Genomic DNA, 21,763 nt, shown 5'->3' with positions numbered 1-21,763 from the left:
GGCTGTGGCAATCAGCACGTTTTTGTAGGGTTTTCCTTTGTGCCTGTATTTGTGCCGCGACTGTTTTTTCGCAAAGAGAAATGCTTGCTGCGGAAGTGGCTGAGACGTCTAAATAACACCGCATGAATTTCGTTCTTGCTGATACGACAGGCTCCAGGGCCATGCGCCGATCAGCAAGGAACGAATACATGAACGCCGAAAACGCACAGAAACTCGCCCGCCGTTTCATTGAGTTGCCCTCGGAGAAACGTCGTCTTTTCCTGGAGGGCCTGTGTGAGGAAGGCGTCGACTTTTCGCTGTTCCCGATACCCGCCAATGTGGCTTGTGAGGAGCGCGATGGGCTCTCCTATGCCCAACAACGCATGTGGTTCCTCTGGCAACTCGATCCGCAGAGTGCCGCTTACAACCTGCCTATGGCCGTGCGTCTGAAGGGCGAGCTGGACCGAGCTGCCTTGCAGCATGCCTTCGATGGTCTGGTGGCCCGGCATGAAACCTTGCGTAGCCGGTTCAGTGAACAGGATGGCCTTGCCCGTCAGCATATTGTCGAGCCGTTCGCGGTGGCCATCGCTCAGCATGACCTGAGTGCCGTCGAAGCTAGTGAGCGCGAAGATCAGGTCCGCATACTCGCAGATGACGAGGCCCTGGCGCCTTTTGACCTGACCCGTGGCCCACTGCTGCGTGTGCACTTGCTGAAACTGGCCGCTCAGGAGCATGTTCTGTTGCTGACATTGCACCATATCGTCGCCGATGGCTGGTCCTACAATGTGTTGATCGACGAATTCATCCAGTTCTACGATGCCGCCAGCAGTGCTACTGAAGCCGCTCTGCAGCACTTGCCGATCCAGTACCGCGACTATGCTTTATGGCAACGCAGCTGGCTGGAAGCGGGCGAGCAGGATCGGCAACTGGTCTACTGGCGTGACAAGCTGGGCGGCGAGCACGTACCGCTGGAGTTGCCTACCGATCACCCTCGTCCGCTGACCCCGAGCTACCGGGGCGCACGCCATGAGTTCGAGGTCGAGCCGGTACTGGCTGAGTGCCTTCGCATTTTCGCCAGGGAGCAGGGCGTCACCCTGTTCATGGTGCTGTTGGCCGCATTCAAGGTGCTGCTGTACCGCTACAGCGGCCAGAGCGCAATCCGCGTCGGCGTCCCGGTGGCCAACCGCAACCGCGCCGAAGTGGAAGGCCTGATCGGCTGCTTTATCAACACCCAGGTGCTGCACACCGAGATCGATCCATTGATCGATGTGCGCGAGTTGCTGCAGCGTGTGAAGGAAACCGCCTTGGGTGCCCAGGCACACCAGGACCTGCCATTCGAGCGGCTGGTCGAGGCGCTGGATCTGGATCGCAGCCTGAGCCACAGCCCATTGTTCCAGGTGTTGTTCAATCACCAGTCCCACGTAGCTGATACCAGCGTGATCAAGGGACAATCCAGCCTGACTCTGGCAGCGTTGCAGCGCGAAAGCCGTATCGCTCAGTTCGACCTGACATTGGATACCTATGAGCAGGGCGATCATTTGTACGCTGCGTTTGGGTATGCAACGGATCTATTCGACGAGCCAACTATCGAGCGCATGGCCGGGCATTGGCGCAACCTGCTGGAAGGTATCGTTCAGTATCCGCAGCGGAGTATCAGTGAACTGCCACTGCTGAGCTGGGAGGAGCATCGGCAAATCGTCTACCACTGGAACCGCATCGAAGCCAATTATCCGAGAGATCAATGTATACATGCGTTGATCGAGGAGCAGGCCGCGAAAACCCCGGATTCGATTGCAGTGTTATTCGGTGATCAGGAACTGACCTACCGGCAGTTGAACCAACGTGCCAACCAGTTGGCGCGCAAGCTGCGCGAGTTGGGGGTAGGCCCGGAGGTACTGGTGGGGATTGCGGTGGAGCGCAGTCTGGAGATAGTGATTGGTCTGTTGGCCATCCTCAAGACTGGTGGTGCATATGTGCCTCTGGACCCGGAGTATCCGCAGCAACGCTTGGCCTACATGCTGGAGGATAGCCAAGCACTCTTGCTACTTTCCCAATCATCCTTGTTACCGCGTCTACCCCAAGATACCTCAGCCGATATCTTGTTGTTGGATCAATTGAAGTTGGAGTCTTATTCATCCGAGAACACAGCCGCCACGGTGACCCCAGAGGGCTTGGCCTATAGCATTTATACATCGGGCTCAACGGGTAGACCGAAAGGTGTTCTTATTGAACACCGTAACGTCGCTGCTCTGATAGGCTGGGCTCATACGGTCTACAGTCGAGAAAGCTTTCAGGGGGTGCTGGCCTCTACGTCAATTTGCTTTGATTTATCGGTATGGGAGCTGTTTGTCACTCTGGCGGCGGGTGGCTATGTGGTTCTGGCTAATAATGCACTGGAGTTACCGTTACTTGCTGCGAAAGAGCGTGTGCATTTGATCAATACCGTGCCCTCGGCGATCAAGGCGCTATACGAAACTGGCCAACTGCCTGAAACTGTACACACTATAAATCTGGCCGGCGAACCCCTGAAGCAATCTCTGGTCGATGATCTATACCGGTCTGCTCATGTCCAGAAAGTCTATGATTTATACGGCCCGTCTGAAGACACTACTTATTCCACCTACACGCTGAGAGAGAAGGATGGCCAAGCCAATATCGGCCGGCCCATTTCAAACAGTGCTGTCTACCTGATAGATGAATCTGTACATCCGGTTCCTATTGGCAGTGCTGGAGAACTATGTTTAAGCGGTGCCGGGCTGACCCGTGGTTATCTGAGACGGCCAGCGCTAACCGCCGAGAAATTTCTACCCAATCCATTCGACGAAAGCGAACAGGGTGGAGGCCGGCTGTACCGCACCGGCGACTTGGCCCGCTACCGCCCCGATGGGGTGATCGAATACGTCGGCCGTATCGATCACCAGGTGAAGGTTCGTGGCTTCCGTATTGAGCTGGGTGAGATCGAAGCCAAGCTGCAGGAGCATGCGGCCGTTCGCGAGGCGGTGGTGATCGATATCGACGGTCCTGGTGGCAAGCAGTTGGCCGCTTATTTGGTGCTCGCTACGGGGCAGTCGGCAGAACCGGATCAGCAGAACATCCTGCTCATCACTCTGCGTGAACACCTGAAAGCAGTGCTACCGGATTATATGGTTCCAACGCATTTGCTGTTTCTTGATGCCTTGCCGTTGACTCCCAATGGCAAGCTGGATCGCAAGGCGTTACCCAAACCCGATACCAACTTGCTGCAAAAAGCTTATGTGGCGCCGCATAGCGAGCTGGAACAACATATCGCAGATATCTGGGCGGATGTACTTGGGATCGAACGGGTGGGCCTGTCCGATAATTTCTTCGCGCTCGGCGGGCATTCGTTGCTGGCAACCCGGGTCATATCCCGGATTCGCCAGACTCTCGATATCGAGTTGCCGCTGCGCAGCCTATTCGAGGCTGTGGATCTGTCTGGTTTTGTAGCGCAGGCAGGAAAAAATAAGCGCAGCAAGCGATCGGCTTTCGAGAAGGCCGATCGCTCTCAGCCTTTGGCGCTTTCGTATGCCCAGCAACGCCAGTGGTTTCTTTGGCAACTGGAGCCACAGGGCGCGGCTTACAACATTCCTGCGGCGTTGCGCTTGAAAGGGACTCTGGATATCGAGGCTCTGCATCATGGGTTTGAATCCCTGATTGTCCGCCATGAAACGCTGCGCACAACCTTCCGCCAGGAGGGCGATCAAGCGATTCAGATCATCCATCCATCCATTGCCTTTGCTCTGGAAGTGGAGACGGTGTCGCAGGCCTCAGAGGAAAACATTCTGGTCTGGGTAGAGGCCGAAGCGAACCAGCCCTTCGATCTTGTCCAAGGACCACTGCTGCGAGTGAGGCTACTGCGCCTGGCCGAGAACGATCATGTGTTGCTTCTGACCCTGCACCATATCGTCTCCGATGGCTGGTCGATGCCGGTGATGGTGGACGAGCTGGTCCAACTTTATGAGGGCTACAGCACTGGGCGGGAAGTGAAGTTGCCCGAGTTGCCCGCTCAGTATGCCGATTATGCGATCTGGCAACGTCAGTGGATGGCGGCCGGGGAACAGGAGCGGCAATTGGCTTACTGGAAGGCACAACTGGGCGATGAGCAGCCGGTGCTGGAACTGCCCACCGATCATCCTCGTCCCGCCATGCAAAGTTATTCCGGCTCTAGCTTGAACATTGGCCTGGACAGTGATCAGGTCTGTTCCCTCAGGCAATTGGCCCAGCAGCAAGGCGTGACCTTGTTCATGCTACTGCTGGCCAGTTTCCAGACCCTGCTGCACCGTTATTCGGGGCAGTGCGATATTCGGGTTGGTGTGCCGATTGCCAACCGGACCCGTGCTGAAACAGAGCGGCTGATCGGTTTCTTCGTCAATACCCAGGTGTTGAAAGCCGAGTTCGATCTGGGAACTACTTTTAGAGAACTGCTTCAGCAAGTTAAGCACACCGCATTGGAGGCCCAGGCGCATCAGGATCTGCCTTTCGAAAAACTGGTCGAAGCGCTGCAGCCGCAACGCAGCCTGAGCCACAGTCCGCTGTTCCAGGTGATGTTCAATCATCAGGCTCAAGTTAGGGGCGAGGGCCACACCCTGCCCGGTCTGAAAGTAGAAAGCCTGGTATGGGACAGGCACGCGGCGCAGTTCGACCTGACCTTGGATACCTTCGAGAGCGAGGACGGTCTGCGAGCTGCCTTGACCTATGCGACGGATTTATTCGAACACGACACTGTCGAGCGGTTGGCGGCGCATTGGAAAAATCTGCTGAGCGCAATTATTCAGAATCCACAACAGCGGATTTCGGAATTGCCGCTGCTGAGTGAGGAGGAATACCAACGCACCGTTCATGGCTGGAACAGTACGCGAGCCAGCTACCCAAGCGACCGATGCATCCACCAACTGATCGAGGCCCAATCCGAGAAAACACCACACTCAGTGGCGGTAATCTTTGGTGACCAGGAGCTGACTTACCAACAATTGAACCAACGCTCCAACCAGTTGGCCCACAAGCTCGGAGAACTGGGTGTAGGTCCGGACGTGCTGGTGGGCATCGCGGTTGAGCGCAGCCCAGAAATGGTGGTGGGGTTGCTGGCCATCCTCAAGGCCGGCGGCGCCTACGTGCCGCTGGATCCAGAGTATCCGCAGGAGCGGTTGAACTACATGCTGGAAGACAGCGGAGCTATCCTGCTGTTGTCCCAGTCGGCGCTGCAGGCGAGATTGCCCCTGGAGACCCGGGCAAGCACCCTGATGCTCGACCAACTGTCTCTGGAGGGTTATCCCTCTGACAATCCGGTCTGCCTGGCAAGCCCGGAAAACCTGGCCTACAGCATCTACACCTCCGGCTCCACCGGCAGGCCGAAAGGCGTTCTGATCGAGCATCGCAACGCCGCTGCCCTGATCGGCTGGGCCCGGATGCTCTACAGCCGGGAGGAGTTGCAAGGGGTTCTGGCCTCCACGTCCATTTGTTTCGACCTGTCGGTCTGGGAGCTTTTCGTCACCTTGTCGGCTGGGGGTTATGTGGTGCTGGCCAGCAATGCGCTGGAGTTGCCTCTGCTGGTGGCGAAGGAGCGGGTACGTCTGGTCAACACCGTACCTTCGGTGATCCAGGCATTGTGCGAGGCCGGCCAGTTACCCGATACCGTTCGCACCATCAACCTGGCCGGCGAGGCCCTGAAGCAATCCCTGGTTGACGAACTGTACCGGGCGGGGCATGTCCAGCAGGTCTACGACCTGTATGGTCCTTCCGAGGACACCACCTATTCCACTTGCACTTTGAGGGTCGAAAATGGCCGGGCCAATATTGGTCGGCCTATCTCCAACGGCACGGCCTACCTGCTGGATGGCTCAGGGCTACCGGTTGCCATCGGTTGTGTGGCTGAGCTGTGCCTGGCTGGCGCGGGCCTGGCGCGTGGCTATCTGGGGCGTCCGGCCCTGACCGCCGAGAAATTCCTTCCAAACCCATACGATGGCAGCGAAAAAGGTGGTGGCCGGTTGTACCGCACCGGCGACCTGGCCCGTTACCGGGCTGACGGTGTGATCGAGTATGCGGGTCGTATCGACCATCAGGTAAAGGTTCGGGGCTTCCGTATCGAGCTGGGCGAGGTCGAGGCACGGCTGCTCGAACAGGAGGCTGTCCTCGAGGCCGTGGTTCTGGCCCAGGAAGCTCTTGGTGGCCAGCAATTGGTAGGCCATATCGTTCCGAGCGCAGGCGAGGTGCTCGAGGACCTCGACGCCCAGTCCACTCTGCGCGACCGCATCAAGGAGCAACTTAAGGCCAGCCTGCCGGACTACATGGTTCCTGCATATCTGCTGTTCCTCAGAGAGATGCCGCTGACACCCAACGGCAAGCTGGATCGCAAGGCTTTGCCCATGCCGGATATCAGCCTGCTGCAACAAAAGTACGTGGCCCCGCGCAGCGAATTGCAACAAAGCATCGCAGCCATATGGGCCGAGGTACTGAAGGTCGAGCAGGTCGGTCTGACCGACAACTTCTTCGAACTCGGCGGGGACTCGATCATCTCCATCCAGGTGGTCAGCCGCGCCCGGCAAGCAGGCATCAGCTTCACCGCCAAGGACCTGTTCCAGCGTCAGACCGTACTGGAACTGGCTGTGGTGGCCCGCATGTTCGTCGGCCAGCAGATCGACCAGGGGCCGGTGACGGGCGAAATGTCACTGACCCCTATTCAACGGTCCTTTTTCGAGGTGGAGGTTCCCGAGCGCTACCATTGGAACCAGTCCGTCCTGCTCAAACCTGCCGAGCGGTTGGTCCCAGAGCGTCTGGGGGCCGCGTTGAATGTTCTGGTCGAGCATCACGACGCCTTGCGCCTGCGATTCACCGAGAAAGAGAGGAACTGGACGGCCCGCTTCGAAGGCAAGAGTGACGGCGAACTGTTGTGGCAGAGGGACCTGTCGGATATTGGTGGGCTGGAAGTGCTGTGCAACGAGGCGCAGGCCAGCCTGAGTCTCGAACAGGGGCCACTGCTGCGGGCGCTGCTGGTGAACCTGCCGAAGGGCCAGCAGCGTTTGTTGCTGGTGATCCATCACCTGGTGGTGGACGGCATATCCTGGCGAATAGTGCTGGAAGACTTGCAAACGGCCTACCAGCAACTGTCGCAGGGGCGGGGGCCTGAACTGCCGAGCAAGACCAGTTCGCTACAAACCTGGGCAGAGCATCTAATTGCCCTTGCGGCCAGCCCCATGCTCGAACAGGAACTGGCGTACTGGCAGAACCAACTACAGGATTGCAGCGACGATTTACCCTGCGATCACCCTGATGGTGGCCGGCAGTACAGGCACGCTGTCGCTGTCAGCAGCCATCTGGATCGCGATTGGACCCGCCGGCTCCTGCAGGATGCTCCTGCAGCCTATCGCACCCAGGTCAACGACCTGCTGCTGACGGCATTGGCGCGAGTCATCTGCCATTGGACCGGACAGCCATCCGCATTGATCCGGCTGGAGGGGCATGGCCGCGAAGACCTGTTCGAAGGCCTCGATACCACCCGGACCCTGGGCTGGTTCACCAGCATGTATCCGCTCAGGCTGGCCCTTGCCAGAGACGAAGCAAGTTCGCTCAAGACGGTCAAGGAGCAACTGCGCGCAGTGCCGAACAAGGGCCTCGGCTACGGCCTGTTGCGTCACCTTGGCAAGGAGACTGTGCGGCAGGCCCTTCAGCGTTTACCCCGTGGCGAAATCGTCTTCAACTATCTGGGCCAGTTCGACCAGAGCTTCGATGTCAGGGCCGGCCTGTTCATGCCGGCCGACGAGAGTGGCGGTCGTAGCCAGAGTGGAGAGGCACCGCTGGACGGATTGCTCAGCATCAATGGCCAGGTCTATGGTGGCGAGCTGAGCCTGGGCTGGACCTTCAGCCGGGAGGTGTTCGACGAGGAAACGGTCCAGCGCCTGGCGGATGAGTACACCGAAGAACTGAAGGCCCTGATCGAGCACTGCACGGCGCAAGGCAGTGCCGGCCTGACGCCCTCGGACTTCCCGCTGGCCGGTCTGGATCAGGCGCAACTGGACGCCTTGCCGATCTCGGCCCGCGACATCGAGGATATCTACCCGCTGTCACCGATGCAGCAGGGCATGCTGTTCCACACGCTGTACGCACAGGGCGGCGGCGACTATATCAACCAGATGCGCGTGGACGTGGACGGCCTGGACGTTGAGCGCTTCCGGCAGGCTTGGCAGTCCGTGGTCGACCGTCACGACGTGTTGCGGGCGCGCTTCGTCACCCAGTTCGAGCAGCCACTGCAGGTCATTCGCCGGCAGGTGGAGATACCCTTCGCCAGCCTGGACTGGTCCGCCCAACTGGATATCCAGCAGAGCCTGGACACCTGGGCCGAGGCCGACCGGCAACAGGGCTTCGACCTGCTGAACGATCCCTTGCTGCGTCTTGCGGTAATCCGTACTGGTGAGAACAGCCATCACCTGATCTATACCAGCCACCATATCCTGATGGACGGCTGGAGCAGCTCGCAACTGCTGGGTGAGGTGCTGCAGGTTTATGCGGGCCAGCCAGGTACCCGTCAGCCCAGCCGCTATCGCGACTACATCGACTGGTTGCAGAAGCAGGACAAGGCGAGCAGCGAAGCGTTCTGGAAGGAACAGCTCAAGGACCTGGATGGGCCAACCCGGTTGGCCCAGGCCATCCGCCAGGACAAGGTGGACCTCGGCACGGGTTACGGCGACCACTACCAGGTGCTGGACCAACAGCAAACCCAACGACTCATCGATTTCGCCCGCCAGCAGCGGGTTACGGTCAACACCCTGGTACAAGCGGCCTGGCTCTTGTTGCTGCAACGCTACACCGGCCAGGACAGCGTGACCTTCGGCGCCACTGTGGCGGGCCGCCCTGGTGAACTGCAAGGCGTGGAACAGCAACTGGGCCTGTTCATCAATACCCTGTCCGTGATCGCCAGTCCGAAACAGGAGCAGAGCGTCGCGCAGTGGATCGAGCAGGTACAGGCCCAGAACCTGGCTCTGCGCGAACACGAACACACGCCCTTGTATGAAATCCAGCGCTGGGCCGGTTTTGGTGGCGAAAGCCTGTTCGACAACATCCTGGTATTCGAGAACTACCCGATCTCTGAAGCCTTGCAACAAGGCGCGCCAGATGGGCTCAGCTTCAGCGCGGTAGTCAACCATGAACAGACCAACTACCCGTTGACCTTGGGCATAGGACTGGGTGAAGAGCTGTCGATCCACTACAGCTATGACAGGGAACACTTCAGCGCCGAAAGTGTGGCGCGACTGGGTCAGCACTTCGGCAAGTTGCTCGATGCCATCACACAGCAGCCACAACAGGCTCTTGGCGAACTGCGCCTGCTGGACGAACAGGAGTACCAGCGGATCGTCCATGAGTGGAACCGTACGCAGGCAGATTATCCGAGCGACCGCTGCATCCACGAACTGATCGAAGATCAGGTACGCAGGACTCCACAAGCGGTGGCGGTAGTCTTCGAGGATCTGCAACTCACATATGAGCAGCTCGACAAAAAGGCCAACCGCCTGGCGTACAAGCTGATCGAACTGGGCGTATGTACGGACGTGTTGGTGGGTATCGCCGTGGAGCGTAGCCCGGAAATGGTGATTGGGCTGCTGGCGATCCTCAAGGCCGGTGGCGCCTATGTGCCGCTGGACCCTGAGTATCCGCGGGAACGGCTGGCCTACATGATCGAGGACAGCGGCATAGGGCTGCTGCTGATCCAAGAGCATCTGCGGGAACATTTGCCCGTCCCGGAAAGCGTTCGCTGCCTGGGCCTGGACCAGGCAGCCGACTGGCTCGAAGGATACGGTGAGGATGATCCTGCCCGGCAGTCGACGTGCGACAGCGCCGCCTATGTGATCTTTACCTCCGGTTCTACGGGCAAACCCAAGGGCGTGACCATCCCCCACGGGGCCTTCGCCATGCATTGCCAGGCCGCTGCACAACGTTACGGCATCACCGGCAAGGACTGCATGCTGCAATTCGCCTCGATCAGTTTCGATGCCGCCGCCGAACAGATCTTCATGTCCTTGGCCTTTGGTCTGCGACTGGTCATGGGTGAGGTGAAACAATGGTCGGCCAAGCAGTTGGTGGAGCGTATCCAGGAGCATGGGGTTTCCATCCTCAACGTTCCACCCGCTTACCTGGTCCATGTTGTCGAAAGCCAGGACAGGGCGCAGATCATTGATGTCCGCTTGTGCATCCTGGGCGGTGAGGCCTGGGGGCAGGGCGTATTGACTGGCGCCATCCGGGCGCCCCATCTCTTCAATGCATACGGTCCCACGGAAGCCGTGGTCACGCCAATGCTATGGGAAGCGGATTCCGAGGTGTTTGACGGCTATGCACCGATTGGCCGGCCGGTCGGTCGACGCTGCGCCTATGTACTCGATGAGGGACTGAGTCCGCTGCCGCTGAGTGTGAGTGGTGAACTGCATCTGGGTGGAGAGGGGCTGGGCCGTGGTTATCATGAGCGCCCCGCGCTGACGGCCGAGCGCTTTATCCCCGATCCATTCGATAGCAGCGAGCAAGGTGGTGGACGACTCTACCGCACCGGCGACCTGACTCGTTACCGTACAGGTGGTGTCATCGAATACGCTGGCCGTATCGACCACCAGGTGAAGATTCGTGGCTTCCGCATCGAACTGGGCGAAATCGAAGCGCAGCTACAGGCCCATGAAGCCGTACGCGAAGCGGTAGTGATCGATATCGAAGAGGCGATCGGCAAGCAACTGGCTGCCTATCTCGTGACCGATACGGATCTGTCAAACGATCCAGATTGGCAAGCCACACTGCGCAGCACCTTGCGTGATTATCTGAAGGAAAGCCTGCCGGACTATATGGTTCCGGCTCATCTGGTGTTCCTCGAAGCGATGCCGCTGACGCCTAACGGCAAGCTGGACCGCAAGGCCCTGCCGAAACCCGATGCCAGCCAGTTGCAGCAGGAGTATGTGGCGCCCCGAAGCGAGCTGGAGCAACGCATCGCCTCCATCTGGGCGGAAGTGTTGAAGGTCGAGCAGGTTGGTCTGAGCGACAACTTCTTCGAACTGGGCGGTCACTCGCTGCTGGCCACCCAGGTCATCTCCCGGCTGCGCCAGGCACTGGACATCGAGTTGCCACTGCGCACCCTGTTCGAAACCCGGGATCTTGCCGACTTCGCCCGCCAGGTCGGGCAAGGCAAGGCAGTGCAGGTACCGGCCCTTGTGCGGATGGATCGCAGCCAACCCCTGGTCCTGTCCTACGCACAACAGCGCCAGTGGTTCCTCTGGCAACTGGAGCCGGAGAGTTCTGCCTACCATCTCCCCACGGTCGTGAGCCTGAAAGGCGCCCTGGACATCGAGGCGCTGCAGCGCAGCTTCGAATCCTTGATCCAACGCCATGAAAGCCTGCGCACCACCTTCCGCCAGGAGGGGGAGCAAGCCATCCAGGTCGTCCATCCCCGGATGGCCTTCACCCTGGCCCAGGAACGGCTGGAGGCTGCGGACGAAGTTCTGATCCGCACCAAGGTGGAAGCCGAGGTGGACAGGCCATTCGATCTGGAGCCTGGGCCGCTACTGCGGGTGAAGCTGCTGCGCCTGAGTGAGGACGAGCATATGCTGATCCTCACCCTGCACCATATCGTCTCGGACGGTTGGTCCAGCCCGATCATGGTCGATGAGCTGGTCCGCTTCTACGAAGGCTACAGCCAAGGCCGGGAGGTGGAACTGCCAGAACTGCCGATCCAGTACGCCGACTACGCCATCTGGCAGCGTAGTTGGATGGAAGCCGGCGAACAGGAACGGCAACTGGCCTACTGGAAGGCCCAGTTGGGTGACGAGCAACCGGTGTTGGAATTGCCCACCGACCGCACACGTCCGGCAATCCTAAGTCAGGAAGGCGCTGGCCTGAGCATTGAGCTGAACAACGAACTCGCACAATCGCTCAAGCAGTTGGCCCAGCAGCAGGGCGTCACCCTGTTCATGCTGCTGTTGGCCAGCTTCCAGGCCTTGCTGCACCGTTATTCAGGCCAGAACGACATCCGTGTTGGTGTACCGATCGCCAATCGCAACTGTGTGGAGACGGAGCGGTTGATTGGCTTCTTCGTCAACACCCAGGTGCTCAAGGCAGAGTTCGAACTGCAGATGAGCTTCAGCGAACTGCTGCGGCAAGTGAAGCGCACTGCGTTGGAAGCCCAGGCCCATCAGGACCTGCCGTTCGAACAACTGGTGGAAGCCTTGCAGCCGGAGCGCAGCCTGAGCCATAGCCCGCTGTTCCAGGTGATGTACAACCACCAGGCCCAGGTGAAAGGAGGGAGCCGAGTATTACCAGGTCTGAAACTGGCAAGCCTGGAGTGGAGCAGCCACACGAGCCACTTCGACCTGACACTGGATACTTTCGAACATGAGGCAGGCATTGGTGCCTCGCTGAACTATGCAACGGCGTTGTTCGATGAGCAGACAATTGCCCGTCTGGCCCGGCACTGGCTCAACCTGTTGCAAGGCATCGTAAAAACTCCAAGTCAGCGCATTGCCGAATTACCGATGCTGGCAGAGGTCGAGCGGCGTGCCATCCTGGAGCAATGGGACAATACCCATGCCGGCTACCCAGGCAACCGCTACGTCCACCAGTTGATCGAGGACCAGGTACGTCAGGCGCCGAATGCCGTTGCGGTGATCTTCAACGATCAGCCGCTGACCTATCGCGAGCTGGATGCCCAAGCCAACCGTCTGGCCCACAAGCTGATCGAGATGGGTGTCGGGCCGGAAGTGCGCGTGGCCATCGCCATGCGCCGTTCGGCGGAAATCATGGTGGCCTTCCTTGCCGTGCTGAAAGCGGGTGGTGCCTATGTGCCACTGGATGTGGCCCATCCTCGGGAGCGGCTGCTGTACATGATGGAGGATTGTAAGGCTACCCTGGTGCTGACCCAGAGCGACTTGCTGGATGTCCTGGCGATTCCGCAAGGTTTGGCCGCCGTATTGGTGGATAAGGGCGATGCCTGGAGCGGTTACCCGAACAGTGCTCCTGTTGTTGCCATTGCCGAAGACAACCTGGCCTATGTGATCTATACCTCTGGCTCCACTGGTCAGCCCAAGGGGGTGGCTGTTTCCCACGGTCCTCTGGTCGCCCATATCCAGGCCATTGCCGATCTGTATGAAACCGGTCCTGCCGATTGCGAACTGCACTTTATGTCGTTCGCCTTCGACGGTTCTCACGAAGGCTGGATGCCGGCCCTGGCCAAGGGAGCCCGGGTACTGATCCGTGACGATAGCCTGTGGCTGCCCGAGTACACCTATGCCCAGATGCACCAGCATAATGTGACGATAGGTATATTCCCGCCAGTGTACCTGCAGCAACTGGCCGAACATGCCGCTCGCGAGGGTAATCCACCGACCACCCGTATTTACTGCTTTGGTGGCGATGCGGTGCCACAGGCAAGTTATGAGCTGGCTCGCAAGGCGCTACGTCCCGACTATATTGTCAATGGCTATGGGCCGACCGAAACCGTGGTGACGCCACTGTTGTGGAAGGCGGGTAAGAGCGAACACTGCGGCGCGGCCTATGCGCCGATCGGTAGGTTGGTAGGGCGCCGCCGTGGCTATGTATTGGGTAGTGATCTCAGTCTTCTGCCTGCTGGGTTCACCGGCGAGCTGTATCTGGGGGGGCACGGAGTAGCCCGTGGCTATCTGGATCGCCCAGGATTTACGGCAGAGCGGTTTGTCCCCGATCCCTTTGGTGATGGGGAGCGTGTATACCGCAGTGGGGATCTGACCCGGACTCGAGCGGATGGCATAGTCGATTATCTGGGGCGCATCGATTACCAAGTGAAGATCCGTGGCTTCCGCATTGAGTTGGGGGAGATCGAGGCACGCCTGCAAGACCATGAAGCTGTTCGCGAGTCCGTGGTGATCGATATCGAAGGGCCGAGTGGCAAGCAGTTGGCGGCCTATCTCGTGACCGATACGGATCTGTCAAACGATCGAGAACAGCAAGCCACATTACGTACTGTCTTGCGCGATTATCTGAAGGAGAGCCTACCGGACTATATGGTCCCGGCCCATCTGGTGTTCCTGGACAAACTGCCGCTGACGCCCAACGGCAAGCTGGACCGCAAAGCCCTGCCGGAACCTGATGCCAGCCAACTGCAGCAGGAATATGTGGCGCCGCAAAGCGAACTGGAACAACGGATCGCCGCCATCTGGGCCGATGTGCTGAAGGTGGAGAGGGTTGGCCTGACCGACAACTTCTTCGAGCTGGGCGGTGATTCCATTATCTCCATCCAGGTGGTCAGCCGGGCCCGGCAGATGGGGATTGGTTTTACACCCAAAGAGCTGTTCCAGCACCAGACGGTTCAGGGGCTGGCCTCGGTGGCGAAACGTGGCGAGGAGGGTGGGCTGAGGATCGATCAAGGGCCTGTGACGGGCGAAGCGCTGTTGTTGCCGATCCACCAATCTTTCTTCGAGGAAGATATTCCGCAGAGGCACCACTGGAATCAGGCGCTGTTGCTCAAACCGGGCAGAGCACTGAACGCCGAATACCTCGAACAGGCGATCCAGGCCCTGGTCGTTCACCACGATGCCCTGCGCCTGAGTTTTATCCAGGACGCCAACCAGGTCTGGACCGCTCATTACCGCCCTGTTAGTGAGCAACAGCCGATTCTGTGGCAGTCGAGCGTACAGAACGAAGCGCAGTTGGAGGCCCTGTGCACAGAAGCCCAGGGCAGTCTGAACCTACAGGATGGTCCGCTGATACGGGCAGTGCTGGCGAGCCTGGCCGACGGCAGCCAGCGGCTGCTGCTGGCAATACATCACCTGGTGGTGGACGGCGTTTCCTGGCGCATCCTGATGGAGGATCTGCAAACAGCCTATGGCCAGTTGACTTCTGCTCAGGCAATCAAACTGCCTGCCAAAACCAGTTCGACCAAGGCTTGGGCCGAGCATCTGCAAACCTATGCCAATAGTGAAGTGCTGCAGCAGGAGCTGGGTTACTGGAAAGATCAACTGGCCGATGCGAATGCCGATCTGCCCTGTGACAATTCGGCGGGTTCGCTACAAGGCCTCTATGCGGCCAGCGTCCACACCCATCTGGACCAGGCCTATACCCGGCAACTGCTGCAACAGGCCCCTGCTGCTTACCGGACCCAGGTCAACGATCTGCTATTGACTGCCCTCGCTCGGGTGATTGCGCGCTGGACCCAGCAGGATGACGTACTGATCCAGTTGGAAGGCCATGGCCGCGAAGACCTGTTCGAGGATATTGACCTGAGTCGTACGCTGGGCTGGTTCACCAGCGTGTTCCCGGTGAAATTGAGCCCGCAGGCGGAGCTGCCGACCTCGATCAAGACGATCAAGGAACAACTGCGGGCGGTCCCGAACAAGGGCATCGGCTTCGGCGCACTTCGCTATCTGGGAGGCGAGACTGCCAAGCGGGCTTTGTCCGATCTACCGGAACCGCGGATCACCTTCAACTACCTCGGCCAGTTCGATGGGAGCTTTGGGGAGGGGGAAAACACTTCAGCCTTCCTGATACCAGCGGTTGAAAGCTCGGGTGCCAGCCAAAGCGCGCAAACCCCCTTGGGCAACTGGCTGTCGATCAATGGCCAGGTCTATGGCGGCGAACTGCGTTTGGATTGGAGTTTCAGCCAGGAGATGTATAAGGAGGAGACCATCCAGCGCCTGGCGCAAGAGTACGCCGAAGAGCTGGAGGCACTGATCGCACATTGTGCGGCCAAGAACACCTTTGGCCTCACACCATCGGACGTTCCTTTGGCCGGTTTGAGCCAACCGCAACTGGAGGTCTTGCCGATCCCGGCTCAAGACATCGAGGACATCTACCCGCTGTCACCAATGCAACAGGGCATGCTGTTCCACACGTTGTACGCACAAGGTGACGGCGACTATATCAACCAGATGCGCGTGGACGTGGAAGGGCTGGATGTCGAGCGCTTCCGGCAGGCCTGGCAGGCCGTAGTCAACCGTCACGACGCGTTGCGGGCGAGCTTCATCACCCAGTTCGAACAACCCTTGCAAGTGATCCGCAAGCAGGTCGAAATACCCTTCGTCAGTCTTGACTGGCGTAGCCAGTCTGATCTGGAGTCTAGCCTGGACACCTGGGCCGAAGCCGACCGGCAGCAGGGCTTCGACCTGCTGAACGATCCGTTGTTGCGTCTTGCGGTAATTCGTACTGGCGAAAACAGCCACCAATTGGTCTACACCAGCCACCACATCCTGATGGACGGCTGGAGCAACTCGCAGTCGCTGGGCGAGGTGCTGCAAGCTTATGCCGGTGTTCAGGCCAATCCCCAAGCAGGCCGCTACCGCGACTATATCGAATGGTTGCAGAAACAGGACAAAGGACAGGACGAAGCTTTCTGGCGCAATCAGTTCGGCGAACTGCAGGAGCCCACTCGCCTGGCCCAGGCCATTCGCCAGGACAAGGCGGATCTCGGCACAGGCTACGGTGAGCACTATCAGGTACTGGGCCAATCACAAACCCGGCAACTCAGCGAGTTCGCCCGCCAGCAGCGGGTAACGGTCAACACCCTGGTCCAGGCTACCTGGTTGCTGTTGCTGCAGCGCTACACCGGGCAGGACGGCGTGACCTTTGGCGCCACTGTGGCAGGCCGCCCTGCCGAACTGAAAGGCGTGGAACAGCAACTGGGCCTGTTTATCAACACCTTGCCGGTCATCGCCAGCCCGAAACCGGAGCAGAGCGTGGCGCAATGGCTCGAACAGGTACAGGCACAGAACCTTGCCTTGCGCGAACATGAACATACGCCGCTGTATGAGGTCCAGCGCTGGGCCGGTTTCGGCGGCGAAGCGCTGTTCGACAATATCCTGGTGTTCGAAAACTACCCGATCTCTGACGCCCTGCAACAAGGCGCGCCGGATGGACTCAAGTTCGGAGCGGTAGCCAGCCAGGAACAGACCAACTACCCGCTGACCCTGGCAATCGGCCTGGGTAACGAACTGTCGATCCACTACAGCTACGATCATGAGCACTTCAGCACCGCGACTGTGCAAAAGATTGCCGAACACTTCGGCAACCTGTTCGAAGCCCTCACGCAACAACCACAGCAGCTCCTTGGAGAGCTGCCGCTGCTAAGTAAAGAGGAACAGCAACAGATCATCCATGACTGGAACCGTACCGAGGCGAGCTATCCAAGCGACCAGTGCATCCACCAGTTGATCGAAATCCAGGCCGATAGGACTCCGGATGCAGTAGCCGTGATATTTGGCGATCAGGAGCTGACTTATCGGGAGCTGAACAGAAAAGCGAATCAACTGGCGTACAAACTCCAAGCGCTGGGTGTTGGCCCGGACGTGCTGGTGGGTATCGCGATGGAGCGCAGCCTGGAAATGGTGGTGGGGCTGCTGGCGATCCTCAAGGCAGGTGGTGCCTATGTGCCGCTGGACCCTGAGTACCCGCGGGAGAGGCTGGCCTACATGATCGAAGACAGCGGCATCCAACTGCTGCTGTCTCAGGGCCATCTGCAAAACCAGTTGCCGGTTCCAAGCCATGTCCAAAGACTGGACTTGGACCAGGGTAACGATTGGCAGGGCTACAGCGAAGCCACCCCGGCCAATTTTACGCAACCAGAGAACCTGGCCTACGTGATCTACACATCAGGCTCGACGGGAAGGCCCAAAGGTGCGGCCAATAGTCATGCGGGTTTGGTCAATCGCTTGAACTGGATGCAAAAAGCATATGAGTTGGGTGCAGTCGATACCGTTCTGCAAAAAACGCCTTTCAGTTTCGATGTATCGGTCTGGGAGTTTTTCTGGCCGCTGATAACTGGGGCCCGATTGGCAGTGGCACAACCTGGTGACCACCGTGACCCAGCGCGTCTGATCGAGACTATTCATCGCCATAAGGTGACCACACTGCATTTCGTGCCCTCGATGCTTCAAGCCTTCATGACCAATGAGCAGGTGGAGAGTTGTACAAGCATCAAGCGCATAGTGTGTAGTGGTGAAGCACTGCCAGCGGACCTTGTTCAACAAACCTTGGCACGACTGCCAGAAGTAGGGCTATTCAATCTGTACGGTCCAACCGAGGCTGCGATCGATGTGACACATTGGACCTGTCGTCCAGAAGACCAGAGCAGTATTCCGATTGGTCAACCGATCGATAACCTCAAGACGCATATCTTGACCGGTAGCTTGTCGCCTGTCGGCCAGCATGTAGGCGGGGAGCTTTACTTGGGCGGCGTGGGACTTGCCCGGGGTTATCACCAACGGCCAGCGTTGACCGCCGAGCGCTTTATTCCCGATCCGTTCGACAATAGCGAGCAAGGTGGCGGACGACTCTACCGCACCGGCGACCTGGCCCGTTACCGCGCCGATGGTGTAATCGAATACGCCGGCCGTATCGACCATCAGGTGAAGATCCGCGGCTTCCGCATCGAACTGGGCGAGATCGAAACCCGGTTGCAAGAGCATGAAGCCATTCGCGAGGCGGTAGTGATCGATATCGAAGGGCCGAGCGGCAAGCAACTGGCGGCCTATCTCGTGACAGATACGGATCTGGCAGACGATCCAGAGCGACAGGCCGCACTTCGCGGCACCTTGCGTGAACACCTCAAGGTCAGCCTGCCGGACTATATGGTCCCGGCCCATCTGGTATTCCTCGAAACACTGCCGCTGACCCCTAACGGCAAGCTGGACCGAAAGGCTTTGCCGAAACCGGATACCAGCCAGTTGCAACAGAAATATGTCGCTCCACGAAGTGAGCTGGAACAGCAGGTCGCAAGCATCTGGGCCGATGTATTGAAGGTCGAGAAAGTCGGCCTGACCGATAACTTCTTCGAACTGGGCGGCCACTCCCTGCTGGCCGTTCAAGTTATCTCCCAGGTCAACGCACAGTTAGGTATCGACTTGCCCCTGCAACTGATTTTTGAGAGCCCATCATTGAGTGATTTCTCCATGAACCTGAAGAACTACGGTTTGGTACTAAGCGAGGCAGGCTTGAGCGATATCGAGAAACTGATGAACGAAATGGCAGAGGCTTGAGATGGACAAGACAACAGCGGAACGTATCGCCAAACGCTTCCTTGGCCTGCCATTGGGGCAGCGCCGACAGATTCTCGAAAAAATGACCGAAACCGGTCAGGGCTTCAAACTCTTACCCATAGTGCCGAGTCGGCATGAGACTGAGCATGTTCCCTTGTCTTATGCCCAGCAACGCCAGTGGTTCCTCTGGCAACTGGAACCGGAAAGTGCCGCCTACAACATCCCAGCAGCATTGCGGCTCAAGGGCGAACTGGAGATCGAAGCCCTGCGTTCGAGCTTCGAGGCCCTGAGCGCTCGCCACGAAACCTTACGCACCACCATCCGCCAGGATGGGGAACAGGCGCTGCAGATCATTCATCCGGCCTCGGCCTTCCCACTGGAAGCCGAGTTGGTTGCCGTTGCAGCGGGTAGCGATCAGGAGGCCCTGCTCAAGGAAATGGTCGAAACCGAAACCCAGCGTCCCTTCGACCTGGCGCGCGGCCCGCTCTTGCGTGTCAAGCTGTTGCGGCTGACCGAGTATGACCATGTCCTGATCCTGACCCTGCACCATATTGTCTCCGACGGCTGGTCGATGCCCATCATGGTCGATGAGCTGGTCCAGTTGTACGAAGGCCATAGCCAGGGTAGGGAAGTGCACTTGCCGGAGTTGCCAATCCAGTACGCAGACTATGCCATCTGGCAACGTAGTTGGATGGAGGCTGGTGAGAAGGAGCGGCAACTGGCCTACTGGAAAGAGCAACTGGGCGAAGAACAGCCGGTACTTGAACTACCCACCGACCGACCGCGCCCGGCGATCCGGAGCCATGCCGGCGCCAAGCTGGCCATCGAACTGAACGAGGCGTTGGCCAAATCTCTCAAGCAACTGGCCCAGCAACAGGGAGTGACCCTGTTCATGCTGCTGTTGGCCAGCTTCCAGACCTTGCTGCACCGTTACTCGGGCCAGGACGATATCCGCGTTGGTGTACCTATCGCCAACCGTAACCGGGCGGAGACAGAAGGGCTGATAGGCTTCTTCGTCAACACCCAGGTGCTCAAGGCTGAGTTCGATCTGCATACAACCTTCAGCGACCTGCTCAAGCAGGTCCAGCAGACATCATTGGCGGCCCAGGCCCATCAGGACTTGCCCTTCGAGCAACTGGTCGAAGCGCTTCACCCGGAACGTAGTCTGAGTCATAACCCGTTGTTCCAAGTGATGTACAACCATCAAAGTCAGGCAAGAGGGGAGAGCCGGCGTTTGCCTGGATTGACGGTAGAAGGACTGTCTTGGGAACAGCATACCGCCCAGCTCGACCTGACACTGGATACTTTTGAGCATAGCGAAGGTATAGGCGCTTCACTGAACTATGCGACAGCATTGTTCGATAAGCCAACCATAGAGCGGCTAGCCCAGCACTGGCTCAATTTGCTGGAAGGCATTGCTAAAACACCGACTCAACGTATCGAAGAGTTGTCGTTGCTGAGCCAGGAGGAGCACCAGCAAATCCTCTACGACTGGAACCGTACCGAGGCAAGCTACCCGAGCGACCAGCGCATTCATCAACTGATCGAAGCCCAGGCCGAGAAAGCCCCGGATGCAGTGGCGGTGATCTTCGATAACCAGGAGTTGGGCTACCGGCAACTGAACCAACGAGCCAACAAATTGGCCCACAAACTCAGAGAGTTGGGCGTAGGCCCGGACGTGCTGGTGGGGATCGCGGTGGAGCGCAGCTTGGAGATGGTGATCGGGCTGCTGGCGATCCTGAAAGCAGGCGGTGCCTATGTGCCGCTGGACCCGGAGTATCCGCAGGAGCGGCTGGCCTACATGATCGAGGACAGCGGCATCCAACTGCTGCTGTCTCAGAGCCATCTGCAAAATCAATTGCCGGTTCCAAGCCATGTCCAAAGACTGGAATTGGACCAGGGGAATGATTGGCTGAAAGGCTACAGCGAAGCCAATCCGGCCAATTTCACGCAACCAGAGAACCTGGCCTATGTGATCTACACATCAGGCTCGACGGGAAGGCCCAAAGGTGCGGCTAATAGTCATGCGGGGTTGGTCAATCGCTTGAACTGGATGCAAAAAGCCTATGAGTTGGGTGCAGTCGATGCCGTGCTGCAAAAAACACCTTTCAGTTTCGATGTATCGGTCTGGGAGTTTTTCTGGCCGCTGATAACCGGGGCCCGATTGGCAGTGGCACAACCTGGCGACCACCGTGATCCAGCGCGTCTGATCGAGACTATTCATCGCCATAAGGTGACCACACTGCATTTCGTGCCCTCGATGCTTCAAGCCTTCATGACCAATGAGCAGGTGGAGAGTTGTACAAGCATCAAGCGCATAGTGTGTAGTGGTGAAGCACTGCCAGCGGACCTTGTTCAACAAACCTTGGCACGACTGCCAGAAGTAGGGCTATTCAATCTGTACGGTCCAACCGAGGCTGCGATTGATGTGACACATTGGACGTGTCGTCCAGAAGACCAGAGCAGTGTGCCGATTGGTCAACCGATCGATAACCTCAAGACGCATATCTTGACGGGTAGCTTGTCGCTTGTTGGTCAGCATGTAGGCGGGGAGCTTTACCTGGGCGGCGTGGGACTTGCTCGGGGTTATCACCAACGGCCAGCGCTGACCGCTGAGCGCTTTATTCCCGATCCGTTCGACGATAGAGGGCAAGGTGGTGGACGACTCTACCGTACCGGCGACCTGGCCCGTTACCGTGCCGATGGTGTGATTGAATACGTCGGCCGTATCGACCACCAGGTAAAGATCCGCGGCTTCCGCATCGAACTGGGCGAGGTCGAGGCCCGCCTGCAAGAGCATGAGG

2 protein-coding genes are annotated in these 21,763 nt (G+C 58.7%); both read left to right on the top strand.

Going from position 1 to position 21,763, the window contains the following annotated elements; translation table 11 throughout:
- The first annotated feature begins 188 nt into the window (after nucleotides 1-188).
- A complete protein-coding gene (locus tag DNJ95_RS07110) occupies nucleotides 189-18,959 on the top strand; it encodes a non-ribosomal peptide synthase/polyketide synthase (protein WP_131184031.1) in 18,771 nt (6,256 codons plus the stop codon).
- Between the two features lies 1 nt (nucleotide 18,960).
- Nucleotides 18,961-21,763 (top strand): amino acid adenylation domain-containing protein (locus DNJ95_RS07105; RefSeq protein ID WP_131184030.1); only part of this gene is annotated, 2,803 nt, incomplete at its 3' end.

It is taken from the genome of Stutzerimonas kirkiae (assembly GCF_004327335.1).
Lineage (GTDB): Bacteria > Pseudomonadota > Gammaproteobacteria > Pseudomonadales > Pseudomonadaceae > Stutzerimonas > Stutzerimonas kirkiae.
This window is presented reverse-complemented; position numbering and strand designations above follow the sequence as displayed.